Genomic DNA, 21,751 nt, shown 5'->3' with positions numbered 1-21,751 from the left:
CTGCCCTGAGCCGTGCTCGCGTCACCGGTGCCCTCCGTGCAATCAACCATGAACACGTCAAAGAAATACTAGTTGGGCAAAAGTAACAGTAAATCGCCTTTTACAAAACGTGTCGCGAACGACGGCGGCGCTGGATCCTCCGCTGCAGCCAGAGGAGGCCGAGTAGTGCTCCCACCGCTGCTCCCACCGCCGGTAGGCCCCGCACTCCCGTCAGCAGCGGGCTTGACTCGGCGACCGCCCGGACCTGGGTGTTCGGACCGTCGAGATCCTGCGGAAGAGGCGCACCCTGCGGTACGGGGACCTGTGCGGCGGCGGGGAAGGGGCCCGCCGGCGGCAACTGGAGCTGGGGCCCGGCCCCGAGACCGGGCATCTGACCCGCCCCCGCCATCCCCGTGGAACCCGGCGGCACCTGCTGCGGTACGCCCGGCATCTGCCCCATGGGCAGCGGCGGTACCTGCTGCGGCACCATCGGTGCCTGGCCACCCGGCGGCTGCGCCATGGGCACCTGCTGTCCCGCTCCCGGGAAACCGGCCCCCGGGAAGCCGGGACCGACCGGCCCGCCCACTTCCCGTCGCGGCGCACCAGGCCGGCCGGCCTTTCCCTGCCCGCCTGCCCCCGGATGGCCCGGAAGCATCGGCTGCGGCTGCGCGCCGAGCTGACCGGGCGGGACGAGCATGCCCTGACCGAGCTGACCAGGCGGGACGAGCATGCCCTGGCCCGGCTTACCCGGCCGGCCAGGCATGCCCTGACCGGGCTGGACGAGTTGCCCGGCCGGCCACTGAACGGCCCCCGGGTAACCAGGCCCCATCGGCGCCACCATCGGGCGGCGCGCTCCGGGCTTGCCGATCATCGTCTGGCCGCCTGCCGGATAGCCGGGTCCCACGGGCGCGAGCATCGGTCGGCCCGCCCCCTCGCGGCGCGCGCCGGACCGGCAGGCCGCCCGCCGCTTCCCGGACATCTTCCGCCCGGCCGCCCCGCGTCCCGCGTGAGTCCCCACGGCCGGATGGTTCCGGCCGTTTTGCCGCTGAAGGAGATGTTGCTCAGGTGTTCTCACCGGCTGCGGTGCGGCGTCGGCCGGGCCATGGCCGGCCACACCGCCGTTCGTCCCCGGTGCGGTGCCCGGAACGGCGGCGTCGGCGGGAAGCCGCGTTCCCGGCCGTACCGAGCCCTCGGGAGCCACCGGGGCCGAGGGGGCAGCCGGGGCCGAGGGGGCAGCCGAGGTCGAGGGAGCTCCCGAGGTCGAGGGCACGGCCGTGCTCCCGCCCACACCCGCCACGACCGAACGCGGCGCCTCGGGGACCGACGTCTTTTCCAGAACGTCGAAAAGGAAGGCCAGCGTGCGCTGCTCGGCCTTCTCCGCCTCCGACGCGCCGGGGGCGATCTTCGGAGCCCAGCCCCGCTCCCCGACCGCCTGGGGAGCGTTGAGAACCAGGTCGGCGCCACCGAGCGCCTCCACGCCCGCGCGCGGATCCGCGGGCCGGGCCGGCGGGGCATCTCCCAGATGGATCCTGGAAGGGCCGGAGATTTCCGGGGCACCGGAGCCGCCACGCGAGGGCGACGCCCCGGCACTCACCCCGGAGACGGACCCGGGCATCTCCCTCTGGGCACGGGCGAGCTCCGGGCTCCCGGCGGCGCCCCGGATCTGCGGTGTCACCGCGCCCGGACTCCCGGCAGTGCCTCCGACGGTGCCTCCGACGGTGCCCCGCACCTGCCGGGTCACCACATCCGACCCCTTGAGCGCGCCCTGTCCCTGCTGCACCGTCTCCCCAGCGGGTCCGCGCATCCGGGCCATCGCGGTCAGCGTGATGTCCCGCGGACGCTCCGGCGCGGCGAGCAGCACGTCGACGAGCCCGCCGCCGTCGGGCAGGTCACCGACCGAGCAGACCGCCGTCCCCTTGGGAAGCGGGGTCGCGGGCCCGGTCGCCACCGGACACTCGATGCCTCTGAGGGCGTCGGCGGGGGTCGTCACGACCGCCAGCCGCGCGCCGGTGCCCGGCCCTCGCAGGCGGATGCGGAAGCGGATCACCTCGTCGGCGCGGCTCCACCGCGCCCACGTACCGGGGGCGGCGGCCAGATCGAGGGGCGACTCGGCCGGCTCGGCCGGCTGGGCGGCGTACACCCCCGAGGCACCGCCGAGGATGAGCACCCCCGCTCCGACCGCCGACACGAGCCGAGTACCACGCCACCATACGGTCACCGCATATCTCCGTTCCCCGGGTACGGACACGCGACATCGCCACGTCCAGTAGCAGTTATGTCACGGTGCGGAGACGATCAATCCTTATTGAACCGACCTTGCCCATCGTTGAGACGACCTTGTACCGCCCGCACGATTGGAAGGTCCGCGGGCAGCCACGCCACGTCGTAGAGCTCGTCCATCTCCAGCCAGCGCAGATCCAGGTGCTCCCTGGTCTCCGGCCTGCCCTCGGCGATCACCGCGAACCAGACCCGCAGGACGTAGCCGCCGGCGAGCGCCCAGTCGCCGCCGACCCGCTCGCCCACCTCGATCAGTACGCCGAGCTCCTCCTGGCACTCCCTGACCAGCGCCGTGTGCTCGTCCTCGCCGGGATCGACCTTGCCTCCCGGCAGCTCCCAGCCACCGGCCAGCTCGGGAGGATCAGCGCGCTGGGCGGCGAGCAGCCTGCCCTGGCCATCGACGATGGCGGCGCCCACAACGACCTTTTCCGTGACTCCTCCGCTCCCCGAGGAGAGCGGCTTCTCGCTCCCCCGGCCGAGTTGGGCGATGGTCAGAACACCGGAACCGTAACAGGAAGCGACTCACCTGCCGGGTAGGCCAGGCCGTCCCCTCGCCGAACATGACGCCCCCGATTCTGTCAGCCCTGCTCCCTCAACTTGAGTTGCTCCAGGATCTGGGGGTGTTGCAGCGGTCGGGTGAACCCCACGATCCCGGTGCGTTCCCGATAGGTGGTGACCTTGATCGGCCCGCAGAGCCGGCATCTCGCCTCGACCATCTTGCCCGGCGACACCACCAGGCCCACGTGCCCGGGACGGTCGGGGCCGGTGCCGGGACCCGAGTTGAAGAAGACGAGATCACCCGCCTGTTCCTGCCCCGCGGAGACCTGCACACCGAACGGCCACTGGCCGAACGTGGTCCGCGGAATGGTCAGGCCAACGCTCCGGTAGGCCATGTAGATGATCCCCGAGCAGTCGTAGCCGGCGGGCCCGGTGCCGCCCCAGATGTAGGGCTTGCCGCGCTGGGCCAGCGCGTACTGCAGGATCGCGGCCACCGTACCTGTCGGCGCCGCCTCCAGCATGGGTTCGTCGCAGCTGTCGTCCGCCTCGGGCGGGGTGGCGACCTCGCCGTCCTTGGCGTACTTCTCGGCGATCTCCATGACCTGGTCGACGTACCACCAGGCGCGGTTGTAGACGAACAGCGAACGCCGTACGTTCTCCGGCGCGCCGTTCCGCTTCAGCATCTTCGCCGCGCCTAGGATGGCGTCAGCCGGGTTGTACACGTCGGCCCAGCCGTCTCCGTCGCCGTCGGAGGCGTAGCCGTTGAACGTGGACGGGATCTTGATCTTGGCCTTACCGCCCCAGGTGCTGATGAGAAACTGCATCGGCCCGGCGGCGCCCGCGTAGTTGACGCCGCTGCGCACGCCGGGGAGCGTGGAGCGTCCGTGGTCGGTCTCGCGCTTGCCGACCCCGGCGAGCACGTTCCACTGCACGCCGACCTTCTGTCCGTGCTCGCGGTAGAGCTTCAGGTACTCCTCGGGGATGTCGGACGTCGCGGTCTCCGACTCGTCGCCCACCGTCTGGACGTTCTTCCCGCAGTCGGGTTGCGCCTGCCCGGTGATGGAGGGGAACGAGGGGAAACCACTGATCATCATCATCGGCGCCATGATCAGCGTGATCATGCAGAGTCCGGCGACTCCGAGGACCAGCGCGAGGCGGAGGTGTCTGTTCTCCCTCATGAGATTCCGCCGTTCATCCGGCCACGCCGGTCTCGGAAGGCTGTTCGTCTCCCTCCTGGCCGGAATCCGCCGGCTGGAGGTCGTGGACCCGCCACTCGGCACCGACCTGGATGAGCGTGACGGCGTACTCCGCGGTCCTCTCGTTCACCCCGCTCTTGGCCGTGACGTTCTGGGTGCCGACGACCACGAACACCACCGAGGCGCTGTTGATCTGCCGGATCTCCTTCACCCGCGCCGCGCCGACCGAGACGACCTCGTCGGCCCTGTTCGCCTCGACGGTGCCCGGCGAGGTGACCGTGCGCAGCAGCACCCCGGAGAACTCGGCCGTGGTGTAACCCTTCAGGCGGTCGCCGTAGACCGCCGGGTCCTCGTCGTAGCTGAACGTGCCGTACTCGGCGGTGAAGCGCTGCGCGTAGTCGGCGGCGGCCGCCAACTCCTGCTTGGTCATCGGCAGGTAGGAGTAGACGTCGAAGGGCGCGTTGCTGGCCGTCGCCTCCGGACGCGTCGGCTCCGCGACCGGCTCCCGTCCCGATGCCACGGTACGGGTGGCCCCCGCGGGCTCTGTCAGGTTCTCCACCCCGTCGCCCTCCGGCCACATGGTCAGGTAGACGCCGACCGCTGCGAGCACCGCGACCAGCACCGCGAAGACGACTCCCCGCCGGCTGCCTCCCTCGGTCAACGTCAGTCCCTGTCCGGGTTGGACGGGCGGAGCCAGAACGGCGGCGGCTCACCGGCATCACCACCGCGCTCCGCTCGCCTGGTGATCCAGAGCGGTGGCGCCTCGGACGACCTGCCTCCGGCGTCCCGGTTCCGCGAACCGCCGGAGGAACTCCGCGAGCCGCCGAAGATGCTCTCGCCCGACCTCGAACCGCCCGAGCCCTTCGGGCCCGAAGAGCCGCGGGAGGAGTTGCCGTTACGCGACCCCGAGCCGGAGCCGCCTCGCGAGGAGCCGCCGAAGATGCTGCCGCCCGACCGGCCGCCACCCGAGGATGGCGCGGCGGGCCTGACCGCCGAGGGGCCGGACGATCTGCCCGCCGAGGACGCCCCGTTGCCCGAGGAGCCGCCCTGCGGCGCCCAGCCTCCCGACGAGCCGCCGAACCAGCCGCCGGAACCACGTCCCGAGGACCCTCCGGACCTGGTGGGGGGCGCGCCACCGCCCGTACCGGCACCGGACAGGTTGAGCGGTGGCGCCGCGCCCGGGCGTGCCGCGGTGACCGGGCGTCCGGTGCCCTTGCGCCGCCCCGCCGCCTGGGAGTCGGTGTCGAGCGGCGCCGGTTGCGCGCCGACCGGGACCCGGGTGCCCGACGGGGTGGCCGGCGTGGCGCCGTCCTCGCCGCGTCCCCTGCCCTGGGCGACCGTGGCGGCGGCCGCCGCGCCGACGGAGGCTCCGCCGGCCATCGCGGCCGCCTGGAGCATCGGCTCCGCCTTGCGCATGCCCCAGCGGCCCACCCTGGCCGCCGCGACCGGCGGCAGCGCGGACGCGGCCCGCTGCAGGGTCGGCGCGGTGGCCGCGTCGCCGAGCATCCGGGTGGTGAGCGTGTGCCCGTCCATCGAGGCGAACAGGTGCTGGAAGGGCCGCCGGTAGAAGAACACGGCGATCGTCAGGATCGCCATGAACATGACCTGCATACCCCATGGCATCGCGGTGGAGATGATCAGCGCGTAGCCGTACACGAGCACGCCCAGGACGAGGGCCAGCACCGCCTGTCTGAGCAGTGTGCCGATCAGCATCTCCACCCAGCGCATGGCGATGATCCGCCCGGACCCCGGATGGACGCCGATCAGCAGGAAGACCGGCGCGAGGATCAGCAGCAGCAGGAACCCGACCTTGAGCACCAGCAGCGAGACCGCCACCAGGAAGATCAGTAGCCCCGCGACCACCGCGGCCATGAAGGCGCCGATCGCGACCCCCAGCCGGTTCGTCCAGTCCTTGCCCTGGAAAAGGGGGAAGATCGGCGTGTTCTGCAGCTTGTCGGCGACCTCTGTCTCGTATCGTGCCTGGTGAAAGCCCGCTTCGGGCGCCTGCTGCGCCTTCAGCTCGGCCGCGTCGATCGTCTGGATCTCCAGCAGTTTGGCGCCGAACACCTTGATGACGGGGGCGTCGGCGTCGGCCGTGCCGAACTGGCCCATCAGCCACGGCTTGCAGACCAGGGTGGACCAGAGCGCGTCGGAGTTCTGCTCGACTCCCGGCACGCCGCTCTGGCCGTATCCACCGCCCTGGACCTGCGGGTTGGCGTCGCCCTTGGCCGGCAGGCAGGAGGTGCCGCCCGCACCGGGCAGCCCGGAGAAGGCGGAGTTGACCACCTCGCCGGTCTTGTCGGTGACGACCTTGCCCAGCCCCGTGAGGTCTCCGGGGCGGCTGAAGAACCAGACGGCCACGGTGACCGCGAGGACCATCCAGATGACGCCCTCGGCGGTGGTGGTGGCGCGCTTGCGGATCAGCCCGTACCAGGCCAGCCAGACCGCGCCGAGGATCACCAGCGGCCGCAGGTACGGCCAGTACATGGCGTCGGCCAGGCGGACCACGATGTCGTCGACGACGTTCTTGATCGACTCCAGCGGCCCCTCGGTGGCGGCCGCCTGGTAGGTGGTGATGGTCAGCCGGTCCAGCGCCTTGGCCCACAGGAAGACCGTGTTGGCCATCGCGTTGCCCATCACCGCCGCGATGTCGTCACAGCCGAGCTGGTGGGTGTGCCAGAACTGGCCGCTCATGCCGTAGGTCGCGTAGTTGCCCTGAACCGCGGGAACCTCCGCCTGGGCACCCGGCTGCGCGGGGTCCGGGACCGGCGGCTTGATCAGGCCGTCCACACCTCCCGCGACGATGTCAGGGGACAGGTCGGGTGACATGTCGCAGGGCGCGGCGGCGACGGCCGTGGACGCCTCGTCGGGGAACACCATTGGCAGCGCGAGGAACGCGGCCAGTGCCACCAGCCCGATGGCGATCCGCCTGCCCAGCCTTCCCCTGCGGGAATCCCTCTTGCGAGAGCCCTTCATGACCGCACCTCCAGCGCCGCAGCCCCCGGCCCATCGACTCTGTCGCCCCCAGGGAGATCATGCACTTTCTCGTCGGGTTTGTCGTGGGTAGGGTTCGTATCCAGCCAGCGCAGCAGCTCGTCCGAGATCAGGTCCACCCCGATACGGCCTGCTCGGCCGTCCAGATCCCGGAAGACGCACTCACCGTTACCGAGCGAGCGCAGCACCGCCTTGTGCTCCTCGGACGCCTCGACACCGAGCAGCGCCATCACGTGCTCCACCTCGACCCGCTCGGTGGAACGGAACGCGAACACCGAGGAGAGGCAGTTCGTCACCTGCTCGCTCAGCAGGTCACCGGCGTTCTGCGAGACCAGGACCAGCGCCGTGTTGCGGGAGCGGCCCATCCTGCTGACCTCGGGCACCAGCTTGGCGCCCTCGGGAGTGGAGGTGATCGCCCATGCCTCGTCCAGGAAGATCGCCTTGGGGGTCCGCCGGTCCAGGCCGTTCATCAGACCCCGCGCGAACTGCGCGACGAGGTAGAGCAGCGCCACCGACAGCCGCTGCTCGTAGGAGTAGTCGTCGCGGCCGGTGGAGGCGTCGGGCAGCGTCAGACCGCCCAGGGTGAAGACGGTGGTCCAGCCCTCGGTGTCGATCTGGTCGCCGCCCGAAGGGTCGAAGCAGAGCCTGGCCAGATGCATGTCGGACATGGAGCGGAGCACCGCGCCCAGGTTCTTGGAGGCGGCGTCGTCCGTCTGCTCCAGGAAGTCGACCACCTTGCCCAGCGACGGGTCCTCGGCGTTGGAGACCGCGGCGACCGCCTGGATCATCGCCGACTCGCGCTCCTCCGACATGCGCGGCAGCAGCAGGCGCAGGGTCTCGGTGGCCATCGTCTTCTTGGCCGCGAGGTCGTCGCCGAAGGAGAACGGGTCGAGCAGGCCCGGTGCCGCGGAGCCGAGCGGGATGATCCGTGCCTTCCTACCCCGCTTCCGCAGTAGCTGGACCAGCGAGTCGGCGTCGCCCTTGGGGTCGATGACCGCGACCGTCACTCCGCGCAGCGCCATCTGGTAGATCATCAACAGCGCCAGCGTGGTCTTGCCGCCGCCGGGTTCGCCGGTGATGGCGATGGCCGTAGGCCGGTTGCGCGTCGCCGCCACCAGCGGGTCGAAGTGCACGATGCTGCGCGCCCGGCCCAGGGTCTCCCCTACGTACGGGCCCATCCAGCCCGAGCCGCCCTCGTCCGTCCGGTCACCCAGGTCGACGGTGGCGGTGGCCATGCCGCCCGCGATGGTGCGCAGCGGCTGCCGCTGCGCGTAGGCGTTGACCCTGACCCGCTCGCCCGGCAGCGTCTCGCAGAACAGCGAGAACTGGTCGCCGGTGGAGTTGACGATGTCGATGCCCATGTCGCGGTAGTGCTCCACGACCGCCTCGACCCGCTGCACGCAGATCTCCTCGGTCGGGGCCGACACGATCAGCCGGTGCCAGCCGTACACGAACGGCAGGCGCTCCTTGGTGATGCCGTGCTCCAGCATCCGGGCCGCGTCGATCTGCTCGGCCAGGGCCAGCGGCGCCTCCGCCCCGGCCTCGCGGATGTGGATGTCCATGTCACGGGCGTGGGCGAGCTGGCGCGCCACGTCCTTGCTCGCCTTGACCGGCGGGATCAGCCGCATCCTCGAACTGATCTCCACCGGGAAGGGCAGCTGGTCGGCGAAGTGCATCCAGGGTTCGCCGTCGGGGAAGGGCATCAGGTCGGGGAAACGGGCGAAGGACATGTGCGCCACGTAGGAGTCACCGTGCGGCTGCTCGATCCGGAGCAGCGCCCTGCCGTTGTGGATCTGCCCCTCGACCAGGGACTCGATCTCCCCCTGTCCCCACCGCCGCTTGGGGCTGGCCGAGGCCGGAGGGTCGCCGAGGGAGCCGGTCGTGGCGTGCTGGAACAGCCAGGCGAGCTCGACGGAGCTGGCGTGCCTGGCGTACAGGGCGCTGGCCGACAGTGCCCTGCCCAGCCGCTCCGCCTGCTCGGACCACTTGGCGATCTCCGCCTTGGGGACATGGTCGTCCTCGATGCCCAGGGCCTTCTCGCTGCGCTGGTAGAAGCCGAAGAGCTGGGAGAGGACCCCGGTGCCCAGTTGCCTGCCGCGCGTGCCGAGCCGCACCCCGAGATAGACCTCCTTGGTCCAGAAGTCCTTGGCCCAGACGTGCCGGTACATGTCCTCCAGGTAGTCACGCCAGCCGGGGCCCTCGTCGGAGGTGGCGTTCAGCGCCATCGCCCATTCGGCGGCCGGGTAGGTGCGGTGCGCCACCCGCAGGTGCACCTCGGCGTCCGGCATCCGGATGGCGGCCAGCGCGATCGTGATGTTGGTGGCCAGCGCCTCCCGCTCCTCGGGAGTGATGAACTCGTAGCTCACGGTGGGAAGCCTGAAATAGGCCCAGACCGACGAGTCGGTCAGCAGGATCCGGTCGTCGAAGTACCGGACGGCGAGGCGGCTGCGCGCTCGGGACGCACGGCTCACAGGCCCTCCCCCACCGGTCGTACGGCCCTGCCCGCACGCCTGCCCGTGCGGCCTCCGGCCCACCCGCTCACCCGCACCTCGTCACGCCCGTTCACCACGTCTTCTCGCGCCCGGGGGATCACTGAGCTAGTTCCTCCTCGCTGGGTCGACCCGCCTGCACCGTTCCGAAGCCCGCCACCACGACACCCGCCAGGGCGAGGTACGCCCGGCGGCCCGGCGCCCTCAGGTGGGACGGTTCCACCCGATCGGCCCTGCCGGGAGCCAGCGCGTCCTCCCAGGGGACCCTGACGATCGCCCGGCACCTGCCCCGCGCGACCGCCTCCGCCTGCTCCACGTCCTCCATACTGCGGCGGCTCACCCCGTTGACGACCATGACCGCCCGGTGGCGGAGGTCCGCGCAGCCGTGCCCGTCGAGCCACTCGTAGGTCATGGCCACCGCGTCGGGCCCGTCCTCACTGGCCGGGACGACGAGGACGAGCTGATCCGCGTAGGGGAGCACCCGCGCGGCCAGGGCCGCCGCCGGGTCCATGACGATCATCTTGTAGTACCGGTCGAGCGTGTCCATGGTCTGGCCGAGCCGCCGGTCGGAGAAGAGCGTGCGGTCGGACAGGCGCTGCTCGGCACCGGCGTCGGTGTCCCCGGCGAGAACCTCCAGCCCCGAGGCACAACGGCTGGTGTAGGCCCGCATGCCCAGGTATCCCTGGACGTTGTCGAGGCCGGCGAGCAGGGAGCTCAGGGTCTCGGGCGACTCGCCCTGGATCCGGCTGGACAGGGCGTGGGAGCCGGTGCTGGCGTCGACCGCGAGAATCCGGTCCTCCCGGTAGCGGGCGAGGGTGTGGCCGAGCATGAGCGCGGTCGTGGTCTGCCCGGCGCCGCCGGTGCAGCCCAGCACCACCACCCGGCGGCTGCCGCTGAACACCGCCCTGGCCCGTGCCTCGTCGATCTCCGAGCCGTCCGTACGGCCGCCGCCCCCGGGTCCGATCACCACCTGGGCCAGCCGCCGCCAGCCGCCCGAGGAGTCCCTGCCGACCACCGACTCCACCCGGCGGACCCTGGCCCCCGCCTCGCCGGCCGAGGAGGTGGGCACCGGCACCACGGGGGCCACCGGATCGGCCTTCGCCGTTCCCGAGGGGACCGCGCGGATCGACATGCCGGCACCGGTCTGGACGCCGGTGTCCCCTGGGATGCCGGGACCCGCCTGCGTCCCGGCGGGCCGCTCGGGCGGCCATGCCTTCGAGGCGTCGGCCGCCCGGCCGATCGGGGTGGGCCGCCCTCTGCGGTGCTGGCGCCGGGCGCTCCTGTCGTCCGGCGAGAGTTCGGCCGCCTCAGCGTCACGGCGTCCGGCCGGCGCCGGTCCGACGAACCTGGGCACGAAGGACGGAACGGCCGGGGCGGAGGGCTTCTCCACGGGGTCGGGCACGACGGCCGGCCTCTCGGCGGGCACCGTACGGCCCTTGGCGGGTGTCTCCACCCGGGCCGGCTCCGGAGCCGAGGGTGAGGGCGGCGGCACGGCCGGGGCCTCGGGACGGTCCCGGACGGGAGAGCGCGAGGCGGGCACGGAGATCTCCGGAGACACCTCGGGCTCGGGTGGGGTGGGCGGGGCGGCGGCGCGCTGAGCCTCGGCGGAGGCGGCGAGCCTGCGCAGCCGCCGCAGCGCCTCGGTGCTGATCGGAGCGGCCGGAGCCTCCGCCGTGTCCGCCGTGTCCGGCGTGCCGGGCGTCGCCGGAGTGCCCTCGGCGTGCTCCCGTGCGGGAGCACGGTCCCACTGGGCCGCGGGCCGGTCGGCGGGAGCGTCGGCGATCGGCCGCGAGGGCGGACCCGGGACCGGCGTGTCCGGCGGGGAGGTGACGGTCTCGGCCGGAGCCTGCTCCGGTGACACGACGGGCAGTGAGGCGCGGGGCACCGCGGACAGGACGGGGACGACCGGGGCCGGCTCGGCGGCCGTGGTCTGGGCGAGGGCCGGGGCGGTGCCCTGACGGAGTGCGCGAGCCTCGCCCCAGGCGACGCGCTCGCGGGCGACCGGGGCGGTGGCGGCGGCCGCCGCCGCCGCGGCCACGGCAGGCCGCACCTCGCGCGAGCGTGCGGCGGCGCGCTTGGACTGGGCGTGGCGGGCCTTGCGCGACGCCTTGACCCGGACCGAGGCGGGCCGCGGCGCGGCCCGCCAGATCCGGCCGTTCAGCGCGATCTCGGCGGGCTCGGAGATGGGAGCCATCCGGCACCAGGTGCGCGGCTCGCCCACGTAGCGCATCTGCGACTGGAGCAGCTCGGTGAGCCGCTTGCTCTCGATCACCGGCCGGGTGGAGAGCCAGGTGACCACACCGGGCGGCACCAGGTAGAGCACGTGCCAGGGGGCCGCGAAGGGCAGGCCGAGCAGGTAGAGCAGGAGCGACCACGGAGCCAGCACTCCCACGAACCCACCGATCCAGACGATCGGGAGCGGCGTCGGCAGCCGTAGGTCGTACAGCTTGTAGAGCCGCTTCTCGATCCTCCAGATATTGGTGTACGTGGGCAGGTCCACGTGATCCTCCTCTCCGCCTCTCCTTGTTTGACCGTTTGGAGGCGGTCTCAACCCCCCGAGATGCCCAGTGCGCCCGCGATCGCCTTGGCAGTCACCTCGATGATGTTCGGCACGTAGAAGATCACTCCGATGGCGATCGCCAGGATGATGAACTGAACGAACCTGGTGATCTCACGGGTGAAGAGGAAGAAGAGGGCCACCACCGAGACGATGACGAGGAAGAGCGGTGCGAAGAAACTGCGGAGGAAGTCAGCGAGGCCTTCTGTGTTGACGCCTGCCGGAGGGGCTGTGGGCTGAGCGAACTCCATGGCGCTCAGCAGCATGGTCTTGATAATCACTTCTTGTCCTCCGTACTCACGATCGCGGCCCCCGGGCGGCGACGGGCCCGCGACGCACTCGCGCGCGAACCCGAACCGGCGGCTCGTCGATCAGGGGGGGTCTGCTCACCGTGGACCGGCACCATTCGATCATGCGTTACCTCGCCACAGATCGATACGCACCACGAATGTCCTTGACGAACCACTTGTCGCCTTGCTTGACCACGGTGAGCAGGTAGGCCTGCTCGAGCTTGCCTTCCATCTGGCCGGGATCCGCGGGTTCCGGGTCGGTGGACTGCCTCGCCTTTGACGGCACACCCCACAGGACCGTCGCGGTCACCTCTCGGGTGGCTCCCCCTCCGAGGGGCACGGCGAGTTCTTTGAGCTGCAGGAAGGTGAACGCGCCGCCGAATCCCTCCAGGGTGATCCCGGCGTCGGCGTAACGCTGCAGCGAGGCGGTGTCGCTCGCCGCGTAGGCCTTGAAGAAGTCCTCCATCGGGGTGCGCAGCTCCTGCTCCGCGGCGCGGTCACGCTCGGGTGCGGCCTTGGGCGGCAGGGCGGCCGCCTTCGGCGCCGGCAGGATGCCCGGACGCCCCGCGACGACGAACCTCTTCGTGGACCGGTCGTGGTAGACGGGCACCGACAGCAACTGGCGGCGGTTGTCCGACTGGTAGAGGACGGTGACGACCGCGTTGTCCGCGTCGACGACCTCGATCCCGTACGGTTGCACCGCGCCGGCGCTCATCCGGCCGAAACCGTCCCAGCCGAACTGCGGCTCCGTGCCTTCGGGCAGGTAGGGGGCGAGCCGCGACCTTCTCTCCTCAAGACGGGCCCCGTCGAAGTTCAGGTAGACCTCGGCGAACTGGGTCGCGAAGGCGGACCCCTGGGCGGTGGGGAACCCGCTGTCGGAGGCGGGCGCCGCGCCCGAGGGGGCGTTCTGCTGAGTGAAACGCTCGAAGGGCGCGCGGACCCCGTTCACCACGATGACGACTATCAGCGCCCAGAGTACGGCGCGGCCGGTCCACACCAGCCAGCGACCGCCTCCACCGGACCAGCGGCCCCGCGACGCGCCCCGCCCGCGCGCCGGGGCGCGGCCGAGATCGGGGTCGTCGGGAAAGTCCGGGTATGCCGACAGCTCAGGGTCGCCAGCGATCCGGGGATCACGCTGGACCGTCGACCTTCGAGCCATCACGCCTCCGCTCGCGTCAATCCTCGGCCGCACGGTGTCGTATCGCCGCCAATCCCGTCGGCCATGGTGACGCACTTACTCTAGCCGCCCCGCCGATTCTTCCAGGAAAGCCACGCCTATGCTGCAGGCATCGCGATGACTGAGCAAACCCGGTCTGGAACCCCGTCGAGACCGGCGATGCCGCCGATGCCCGATGAAAAGTGCATTACCCCTGGCCAACGCATGGGTCGATTACTCAAACGCCACGCATTGCTAACTGGACGGTTCCCGGACTGTCGCGACCTGCGCATTTAACCCGAAATACGTCACCCAGTGTCACAACCCCACGGAATGGCCTCGTTCCCCGGTCCGAACAACGACCGGGCCGCGAGGGCGCCCACCGGCGCGTCGGCTTTCCGCTCGGTGCGACCTCCGATGCCGCCGGGCCGAGGAGGCCGTCGCCCCGGTCCGGCATTTTGACGATCATCGGCGGACGACCGGGCGGACGTGACGCGGCCGCTTTCGGCCGAGCCGGCCGGGCGAACCTCGTACGACAGGAGAAGGCCCCCGCTCGATCGGGCGAGCGGGGGCCTTCCGGGCGATCGGTCAGACGTTGAAGCGGAACTCCACCACGTCGCCGTCGCGCATGACGTAGTCCTTGCCCTCGATGCGGGCCTTGCCGGCCTGGCGGGCGGCGGCGATGGAGCCGGTCTCCACCAACTCGACGAAGGAGACGATCTCGGCCTTGATGAAGCCGCGCTGGAAGTCGGTGTGGATGACGCCGGCCGCCTCGGGGGCGGTGGCGCCCTTGGGGATCGTCCAGGCCCTGGTCTCCTTGGGGCCGGCGGTCAGGTAGGTCTGCAGGCCCAGGGTCTCGAAGCCCACCCTGGCCAGCTGGGCCAGGCCCGACTCCTCCTGGCCGACGGACTGCAGGAGCTCCAGCGCCTCGGCGTCGTCGAGCTCGACGAGCTCGGACTCGATCTTCGCGTCGAGGAAGACGGCCTCGGCCGGTGCGACGAGCGCCGAGAGCCGGGCCCGGAGCTCGGAGTCCGTCAGCTCGTCCGCGTCGAGGTTGAAGACGTACAGGAAGGGCTTGGCGGTCAGCAGGTGCAGCTCGCGCAGCTCCTTCGGATCGATCCCCGCGCCCTTGGCGCCGGCGTACAGGGTGGTGCCGCCGTCGAGGAGCTTGAAGGCCGCCTCCGCCGCGTCAAGCGCGAACCTACGATCCTTGTTGGTCCGAGACTCCTTCTGGAGGCGGGGAATCGCCTTCTCCAGGGTCTGCAGGTCGGCGAGGATCAGCTCGGTGTTGATCGTCTCGATGTCGCGCCCGGGGGCGACGTCGCCGTCCACATGGGTCACGTCGGGGTCACCGAAGACCCGGATGACCTGGCAGATCGCATCGGTGTCGCGGATGTTGGCGAGGAACTGGTTACCCCGCCCCTGTCCCTCCGAGGCACCGCGGACCAGCCCGGCGATGTCCACGAACTCCACCTTCGCCGGCAGGATCCTCGCGGACCCGAAGATCTCGGCCAGCTTCTCAAGACGCGGGTCGGGAACGCCGACGATGCCCACGTTGGGCTCGATGGTGGCGAACGGGTAGTTCGCCGCCAGGGCGTTGGCGGTCTTCGTCAGCGCGTTGAAAAGCGTTGACTTGCCGACGTTGGGCAATCCGACGATGCCGATGCTCAAGCTCACGTGAGCCGAGTTTACGCGGAATGACCCACTGCTAACCGCCACCGGCAGGTCACAGGGTGGTGGACATCCTCTTCGGGCGCCCGCCGCCGGTGGTCCGGCACCGATCGAGGCCGTCCGGGCGACTCTCCCCGGTTCGGCCAGGTTCGGAGACGATGCCGCGGCTCCCGGTCCGGCCCCGGGCGCCTTCGGAAGGCGTGTCGGCGCGCCAGAAGTGATCGGGCCTGGAATCATGCCGGGGTGGACGTCATGGCGCTCTCCTTCCAGCTCGCGGTGGGCCTCGCCGCGGGGCTCGCGATCGGCTTCCTGCTGGGCCGGGCGCGCGCCTCCTCGGGAGCCGCCGACGTCATCGCGCGCCTGGCCGACGCCGAGGCCCGCGCGAAGATCGCCGAGGAGAAGGTCGTCTACATCGAGGAGCAGCTCTCCGAACGCTTCCAGGCCCTGTCGAGCCGGGCGCTCGATGTCAACAACCTGCGGTTCCTGGAGCTGGCCGAGACGAGGCTGGCCGCCAACCGGGTCGAGGCGGCCGGTGAGCTGGAGCAGCGCAAGCAGGCGGTCGAGCACCTGATCGAGCCGTTGAAGGACACCCTGGCCCGCGTCGAGACGCAGCTGCGCGACACGCAGACCGGCCAGCGGGCCGCCCACGCGGAGTTGGCCAAGCACATCGACGTCGTCCGCGAGAGCAACGAGCAGCTCCGCGCCCAGACGAGCTCCCTGGTACGGGCCCTGCAACGCCCCGAGGCCCGGGGCCGGTGGGGAGAGCTCCAGCTCCGCAGGGTCGCCGAGATCGCCGGGATGCAGCGGTTCTGCGACTTCGACGAGCAGGTGAGCGTCACCACGCCGGACGGCGTGTTACGGCCCGACATGGTGGTACGGCTGGCCGGCGGCAAGAACATCGTGGTGGACTCCAAGGTCTCCCTCGCCGCCTACCTGGAGGCCGCCGAGTCCGCCGACCCCGGCCACCAGTCGGCCCGGCTCGACTCCCACGCCCGTCACGTGCGCGAGCACGTGGACCGGCTGGCCGCCAAGACCTACTGGCAGGCGTTCAACCCGGCACCGGAGTTCATGGTGCTGTTCATCCCCGGCGAGGCGTTCCTCGCCCCGGCGCTGGAGCGCGACCCCGCCCTGTTGGAATACGCCATGCGGCGGCGGGTCCACATCGCCACCCCCACCACGCTGATCACCATGCTCCGCACCGCGCAGTACGCCTGGCAGCAGGCCGCGCTCAGCGAGAACGCACGGGCGATCTTCGAGGTCGGCAAGGAGCTGTACGAGCGGCTGAGCAGCATGGGACGTAACGTCGACGCTCTGGGCCGCTCGCTGAACCGGGCCGTGGAGTCGTACAACAGGACCGTCGGCTCGCTGGAGACCCGGGTGCTGGTGAGCGCGCGCAAACTAAACGATCTGGGACTGGTCGAGACCGATCTGGACAGGCCGCAGGCGGTCGAGGACCTGCCACGCGCACTGACCTCGCCGGAACTGCTCGCGGAAGAGGAGCCAAGCTCGCCTCTCGTATCCCGCCTGAACGGTAGGTTGGCCAACGACCTGCCCTGAAACTGTTCTCCCAAGGCGCCGACGGCCGGACACTGGAGGCGACGGGGTTGACGACGTGGGGTCCGAGGTCATGGGGAGCGAGTGGTGGACGAGCGAGGCGGCCTACAGCCGGCCGGCGGGGTGATCGTATGAGTGAACTTGGCCGGACCACCGGCGGCGTCCGGCTGACCGTCCGGGGCGCGCTGGCCCTCGTGCTGGCGTCCACGCTGGTGGGCAGCGTGCTGCAGGCGCTGTTCGGGGTGGCGGCGCTGACCGGGGCGGCGTTCGTGGCCGGCTGCGTGGCCGCGGCGGCGCTGGTGAACCGCAGGGACCTGCTGACGCTGGTGGTCTCTCCGCCCCTGGTCTTCTTCGTGACCACCGTGCTCATCGAGGCGGTCCGTTCCCTGTTCGCGTCCACGCCCGTCCAGGCCTTCGGCCTGGGCATGTACACCGCGCTCTCGCAGGGTGCCCCGTGGTTGTTCGGCGGCTCGCTCCTGGTGCTGGTCATCGCCTGGCGCCGCGGTCTGACCCACTGCGTCCGTGAGCTGCGCGACGAGCTCAGAGCCGGCAAGGCCTCCGTTCCCGCGCCGAGGAGCGGCGAGGGCGCCTTCGCCCCCGAGCCCGAGGGGTACTTCGAGCCCAAGGTGTACGGCACACCGCGCGAAGGCTCCTGACCGGCTGTGGCCTGCCGCGACGGGCCGGGCGCGGCACCGTGCCCGTAGCGGCGGCGGAACCCCTCGAACAGCGGTACGGTCAGGCCGTGACGCGCAGGTCCTTGCGCAGCTCGTGCGGGAGCGCGAAGCGCACGCTCTCCTGGACGGACTCGACCTCCTCGACGTCCTCGAAGCCATGCCTGGCGAGGCGGGCCAGGACTTCTGTGACGAGCTCCTCCGGCACCGAGGCGCCGCTCGTCACGCCGACCGTGGTGACACCGTCGAGCCAGGCGTCCTCGATGAACGCGGCGTCGTCGACGAGGTAGGAGGCATCGGCCCCGTGGTCGAGGGCGACCTCGACCAGCCGCTTGGAGTTGGAGGAGTTCTCCGAGCCGACCACGATGACCAGCTCCGCCTGTGCGGCGATCTCCTTGACGGCGACCTGACGGTTCTGGGTGGCGTAGCAGATGTCGTCGCTCGGCGGGTCGATCAGGTTCGGGAAGCGCTCCTTGAGACGGGAGACCGTCTCGACCGTCTCGTCCACGGAGAGCGTGGTCTGCGACAGCCAGACCAGCCGCTCGGGGTCCTTGACCCGCACGGCGCCGACCGACTCCAGACCGTCGACGAGCTGGATGTGGTCGGGTGCCTCGCCCGCGGTGCCCTCGACCTCCTCGTGACCCTCGTGGCCGATGAGGAGGATGTCGTAGTCCTGGGAGGCGAAGCGCCTGGCCTCGTTGTGCACCTTGGTCACCAGCGGGCAGGTGGCGTCGATCGTCTTGAGGCTGCGCCGGGCGGCCTCCTGGTGGACCGCCGGAGAGACGCCGTGGGCGGAGAAGACCACGATGGCCCCCTCGGGCACCTGCTCGGTCTCCTCGACGAAGATCGCTCCACGTGCCTCCAGCGTCTTGACCACGTGGGTGTTGTGGACGATCTGCTTGCGGACGTAGATCGGGGCACCATACTGCTCCAACGCCTTCTCCACGGCCTGAACAGCACGATCGACCCCCGCGCAGTAACCGCGGGGCTTCGCCACCAGTACGCGTCGGGTCGCGGAGGTCTTGGAAGTCATGCTCTTATGCTACGTGGAGACGCCCGCGAGACAGCCCATACGTCCCACAAGCTCATGCGGCACAGTCTTGCCACACTAGCCTTTCTCGATACAGACCTCCCAGGGAGACGATATGTCAGTCCCCGACATGATCCGCAATGTCACGCAGAAGGCAAAAGATCTGCCGCTGCACATGCTGCAGACCGCACTGAGCGGGATGGGTCAGGCCCTGCTCCTCGGCGACCGCGTACGGTCCAAGATCAAGGGGACCTCCGGCCAGGGAGAAGAGCCCGGCGAGTCCCGCGAGACGCTCGGCGGCCAGTCGGCGGAGACGGGTGAGAAGGCCGCGGAGCAGGTGGAGAAGCCCGCCCGCCGCGCACCCGTCATCTTCGCGCCGCGCCCGGAGAAGGCCGCGGACACGGCGACCGCCGCCGAGAGCAACGGCGCCAAGACCACCCGCGAGCCGGTCATCTTCAGCCCCGCCAAGCCCAAGGCCGCGGAGCCCTCCGCCACCGAGGCGCCCACCGAGGCCGCCACCGAGGCCGCCGAGACCAAGCCCGCCGAGGCCCCCAGCGCGGAGCCCTCCACCACCGAGGCACAGGCCGCCAAGGCCCCGATCCCCGCGGAGACCCCGGCCGCCGCCGAGCCGGAGGCCGCGGAGGCCCCCACCACCGAGGCGAAGGCCGCGGAGACCCCGGCCGCCGAGGCGAAGGCCGCGGAAACCCCGGCCGCCGCCGAACCGGAAGCCGCCGAAACCGCCACCGCCGAGCCGGAGGCCGCGAAGGCCCCCGCCGCCGAGGCGAAGGCCGCCGAAACCGCCGCCGCCGAGGAGAAGCCCGCGGAGACCCCGGCCGCCGAGGCCCCCGCCGCGAAGAAGCCCAGGGCCACCCGGGCCAAGCCCAAGGCCACCGAGCCTGTGGAGCCTGTGGAGGCTGTGGAGTCCGAGGCCACCGCCCCCAAGGCCGCCCCGAAGGCCAAGGCGACCAGGGCACGCAAGACCGCCAAGACCGCCGCCCCAGCGACCCCGGTGGCGGAGAGCGATGCCCCCGTCGAGACGCCCGCGGCGGTGAAGGTCGAGGTCGAGCGGGTCGAGACCGCGAAGCCCGAGAGCACCGACGCCGCGGCGGTCGAGGTGACGGAGACCAGGGTCGCGGCACCCGAGACGGCCGAGCCGCTGCCCGGCTACGCGGGGCTGACCGTCGCGTCGCTGCGGGCGCGGATGCGGGGCAGGACGTCCGAGCAGATCCAGGAGCTGCTCGCCTACGAGCGCGCCACCGCAGGCCGCGAGGCCGTCGTGCGGATGTACGAGAACCGCCTGGCCAAGCTGGAGGCCGCGGAATAGTCGCCTCCGGCGCGTAGGCTCCCGGCCATGAGTTCGAACACCACCCCTGAGCAGCCGCTCCCGGTTCGCACGGTGTTGCAGATGGTCGGCGGCTGGATCGGCAAGCTCGGCACCGTCTGGGTCGAGGGGCAGATCACCGAGCTGACCGCCCGAGGCGGCACGGTGTTCCTGACGTTGCGTGACCCGGTGGCCAACGTGTCCGCCCGGGTCACCTGCCCGCGTGGTGTCTACGAGGCGACCGTCCCCCGGCCGGTCGACGGCGCGAGGATCGTGGCCCACCTGAAGCCCGATTTCTGGGTCAACAAGGGCTCGTTCGCGTTCACCGCGCTGGAGATGCGTCCGGTCGGGGTGGGCGAGCTGCTGGCGCGGCTGGAGCGGTTGCGCCGGTTGCTCGCCGCCGAGGGGCTCTTCGGCGTCGACAGGAAACGCCGGCTGCCGTTCCTGCCGGGCACGGTCGGCCTGATCTGCGGCCGGGACTCGGCCGCCGAACGCGACGTGCTGGAGAACTCACGGCGCCGCTGGCCGGCGGTGCGGTTCAAGGTCGAGCCGGCGGCCGTGCAGGGGCCGTACGCGGTCGGCGAGGTCATCGAGGCGCTGCGCAAGTTCGACGCCGACAGCGAGGTCGACGTCATCGTGGTCGCGCGGGGCGGCGGATCGATGGAGGACCTGCTGCCCTTCTCCGACGAGGCGCTCGTCCGGGCGGTCGCGGCCTGCCGCACGCCCGTGGTCAGCGCGATCGGCCACGAGCAGGACAACCCGCTGCTCGACCTGGTCGCCGACGTGCGCGCGTCCACGCCCACGGACGCGGCGAAGAAGGTGGTGCCGGACGTCGGCGAGCAGATGACGCTGATCCGCCAGCTCAGGGACCGGGGCCGCAGGGTGGTGGGCGGCTGGCTGGATCGCGAGACGGCCTGGCTGGCCGCGGCCCGCTCCCGCCCCTCCCTCGCGGACCCGGTCCGTGAGATCGAGCGCAGGGCCGAGCAGGCCGAGCAGCTCAGGGACCGGGCCCGACGTTCCCTCACCGGTTCCCTGGACCGCGCCGCCGATTCGCTGGAGCACCTGCGCGCCCGGCTGGTCTCGCTCTCTCCCGCCGCCACACTGGAGCGCGGCTACGCGATCGTGCAGCGTCCCTCGGGCGATGTCGTACGGCTCGCGAGCGAGGTCTCCCCCGGCGACGAGCTGACCGTGCGCTTCCCCGACGACCGGGTGCGGGTCAGGAGTGATCCCGCCAGGTGAGCGAGGGGTAGCCGTCGTCGACGAACCCCAGCTGCCGGTAGAGCGACTCGGCGTCCGAGGTGGCGTGCAGGTCGACCCTGCGGACCCCGCTGTCGCGGTACCACTTCAGGAGGGCTCCCATGATGGCCCGGCCGTGCCCCCTGCGCCGGTGGCGCGGGTCGGTGGTCATGCCCTGGACGTAGCCGTAGCGGCCGTCGGGAAGGCTGGGGCCGGGAAACCGCTCGAAGATGAGGCCGATCCCGCAGGCCGCCAGTCCCCTCTCCGGGGAGTCCACCACGTAGACGGCGGTGTCGAGGCTGCCCAGCCGCTCTTCGAGGCTCTCGGCGTAGGTCTGCTGCCACTCCGCCTCGATGGGGAGGTTGCCGTCCCTTGCCATCCGGTCGGCCAGGATCTCACGAAGGCGCACCAGCTCGGGGATGTCCCCGGCGGTCGCGTCACGAACGTTCACCTGGGCATTCTCCCAGCCGTGCTCCCCCGCGGAGCGACCGGGGAGGCACCTTGTCGATCACGCCGTCGCGGGGGGCGCCTCGGCTCCCGGTACGGCACGGCGTCATCGGGTGGGCGTCACGATCTAAGGTGGGGTGCGTGGCCGATGAGAAGAGACCGTCGTACGAGCAGGCGCGCGAGGAGCTGACCGAGGTGGTCCGCAGTCTTGAGGCGGGCGGACTCACCCTGGAACAGTCGATCGAACTCTGGGAGCGCGGCGAGAAGCTGGCCGCGGTCTGCGAGGAGTGGCTCCAGGGTGCCCGGGTGAAGCTCGCGGCCGCCATGGCCCAGCGGCGGCACTCCGACCCGGCCGGAGAGACCCCCTTCTAGGTCCTGTCCCGCG

Annotated in this window: 17 protein-coding genes; 5 read left to right on the top strand and 12 right to left on the bottom strand. The window is 71.4% G+C overall.

The genetic code is table 11. The features are described 5' to 3' along the window. Positions 1-100: 100 nt before the first annotated feature. The 10 genes from ACFQVD_RS38265 to ychF form a co-directional block, all read right to left on the bottom strand. Positions 101-2,167, bottom strand: coding sequence for a hypothetical protein (locus tag ACFQVD_RS38265; protein ID WP_343976165.1), 2,067 nt, complete (start codon positions 2,165-2,167; stop codon positions 101-103). 107 nt (positions 2,168-2,274) lie between these two features. Then, the gene (locus ACFQVD_RS38260; protein WP_343976163.1) at positions 2,275-2,673 is read right to left on the bottom strand and encodes a (deoxy)nucleoside triphosphate pyrophosphohydrolase; all 399 of its coding nucleotides are present in this window, start codon (positions 2,671-2,673) and stop codon (positions 2,275-2,277) included. Positions 2,674-2,834: 161 nt separating this feature from the next. Next, on the bottom strand, positions 2,835-3,932 hold the full coding sequence (locus ACFQVD_RS38255) for a C40 family peptidase (protein WP_343976160.1): 1,098 nt from the start codon (positions 3,930-3,932) through the stop codon (positions 2,835-2,837). A gap of 13 nt (positions 3,933-3,945) precedes the next feature. Continuing rightward, a complete protein-coding gene (locus ACFQVD_RS38250; protein ID WP_343976157.1) occupies positions 3,946-4,611 on the bottom strand; it encodes a hypothetical protein in 666 nt (221 codons plus the stop codon). Between the two features lie 2 nt (positions 4,612-4,613). Next, positions 4,614-6,926: a type IV secretion system protein gene (locus tag ACFQVD_RS38245; RefSeq protein WP_364151022.1), complete on the bottom strand. Its 2,313-nt coding sequence runs from the start codon at positions 6,924-6,926 to the stop codon at positions 4,614-4,616. Next, on the bottom strand, positions 6,923-9,415 hold the full coding sequence (locus ACFQVD_RS38240; RefSeq protein ID WP_343963864.1) for an ATP-binding protein: 2,493 nt from the start codon (positions 9,413-9,415) through the stop codon (positions 6,923-6,925). The genes ACFQVD_RS38245 and ACFQVD_RS38240 overlap by 4 nt, the downstream gene beginning before the upstream one ends. 118 nt (positions 9,416-9,533) lie before the next feature. Next, the gene (locus ACFQVD_RS38235; protein WP_364151018.1) at positions 9,534-11,933 is read right to left on the bottom strand and encodes a TcpE family conjugal transfer membrane protein; all 2,400 of its coding nucleotides are present in this window, start codon (positions 11,931-11,933) and stop codon (positions 9,534-9,536) included. 47 nt (positions 11,934-11,980) lie between these two features. Beyond that, positions 11,981-12,256 (bottom strand): hypothetical protein, encoded by a 276-nt coding sequence (locus ACFQVD_RS38230; RefSeq protein WP_037970213.1) that lies wholly within the window; start codon positions 12,254-12,256, stop codon positions 11,981-11,983. A gap of 151 nt (positions 12,257-12,407) precedes the next feature. Further along, positions 12,408-13,439 (bottom strand): conjugal transfer protein, encoded by a 1,032-nt coding sequence (locus ACFQVD_RS38225; RefSeq protein ID WP_343977611.1) that lies wholly within the window; start codon positions 13,437-13,439, stop codon positions 12,408-12,410. Between the two features lie 585 nt (positions 13,440-14,024). Further along, positions 14,025-15,113, bottom strand: coding sequence for a redox-regulated ATPase YchF (gene ychF, locus ACFQVD_RS38220; protein WP_343977614.1), 1,089 nt, complete (start codon positions 15,111-15,113; stop codon positions 14,025-14,027). A 246-nt stretch (positions 15,114-15,359) separates the two neighbouring features. Between ychF and ACFQVD_RS38215 the strand changes: the two genes are divergently transcribed. Together ACFQVD_RS38215 and ACFQVD_RS38210 are read left to right on the top strand one after the other, a co-directional pair. Then, positions 15,360-16,664, top strand: a complete 1,305-nt coding sequence (locus ACFQVD_RS38215) for a DNA recombination protein RmuC (RefSeq protein WP_343977889.1) — start codon at positions 15,360-15,362, stop codon at positions 16,662-16,664. Positions 16,665-16,792: 128 nt separating this feature from the next. After that, entirely contained in the window at positions 16,793-17,317 is a 525-nt protein-coding gene (locus ACFQVD_RS38210; RefSeq protein ID WP_343977617.1) for a DUF6542 domain-containing protein, read from the top strand. Between the two features lie 79 nt (positions 17,318-17,396). On the opposite strand, the gene ACFQVD_RS38205 is transcribed toward ACFQVD_RS38210, so the two are convergent. Further along, positions 17,397-18,365 (bottom strand): 4-hydroxy-3-methylbut-2-enyl diphosphate reductase, encoded by a 969-nt coding sequence (locus tag ACFQVD_RS38205; RefSeq protein ID WP_343977619.1) that lies wholly within the window; start codon positions 18,363-18,365, stop codon positions 17,397-17,399. 112 nt (positions 18,366-18,477) lie between these two features. Here ACFQVD_RS38205 and ACFQVD_RS38200 point away from each other — a divergent pair, with 112 nt between their 5' ends. Then, the gene (locus ACFQVD_RS38200; RefSeq protein ID WP_386273460.1) at positions 18,478-19,686 is read left to right on the top strand and encodes a hypothetical protein; all 1,209 of its coding nucleotides are present in this window, start codon (positions 18,478-18,480) and stop codon (positions 19,684-19,686) included. 27 nt (positions 19,687-19,713) lie between these two features. Beyond that, positions 19,714-20,922 carry an exodeoxyribonuclease VII large subunit gene (gene xseA, locus ACFQVD_RS38195; protein WP_343977625.1) on the top strand — a complete coding sequence of 403 codons (1,209 nt, stop codon included), beginning with the start codon at positions 19,714-19,716 and terminating at the stop codon, positions 20,920-20,922. On the opposite strand, the gene ACFQVD_RS38190 is transcribed toward xseA, so the two are convergent. Beyond that, positions 20,900-21,370: a GNAT family N-acetyltransferase gene (locus ACFQVD_RS38190; protein ID WP_343977628.1), complete on the bottom strand. Its 471-nt coding sequence runs from the start codon at positions 21,368-21,370 to the stop codon at positions 20,900-20,902. The genes xseA and ACFQVD_RS38190 overlap by 23 nt on opposite strands. A gap of 137 nt (positions 21,371-21,507) precedes the next feature. Between ACFQVD_RS38190 and ACFQVD_RS38185 the strand changes: the two genes are divergently transcribed. Next, a complete protein-coding gene (locus ACFQVD_RS38185; RefSeq protein ID WP_030910800.1) occupies positions 21,508-21,738 on the top strand; it encodes an exodeoxyribonuclease VII small subunit in 231 nt (76 codons plus the stop codon). Positions 21,739-21,751: the final 13 nt, after the last annotated feature.

This window comes from Streptosporangium amethystogenes subsp. fukuiense (genome assembly GCF_042665875.1).
Taxonomy (GTDB): domain Bacteria; phylum Actinomycetota; class Actinomycetes; order Streptosporangiales; family Streptosporangiaceae; genus Streptosporangium; species Streptosporangium fukuiense.
This window is presented reverse-complemented; position numbering and strand designations above follow the sequence as displayed.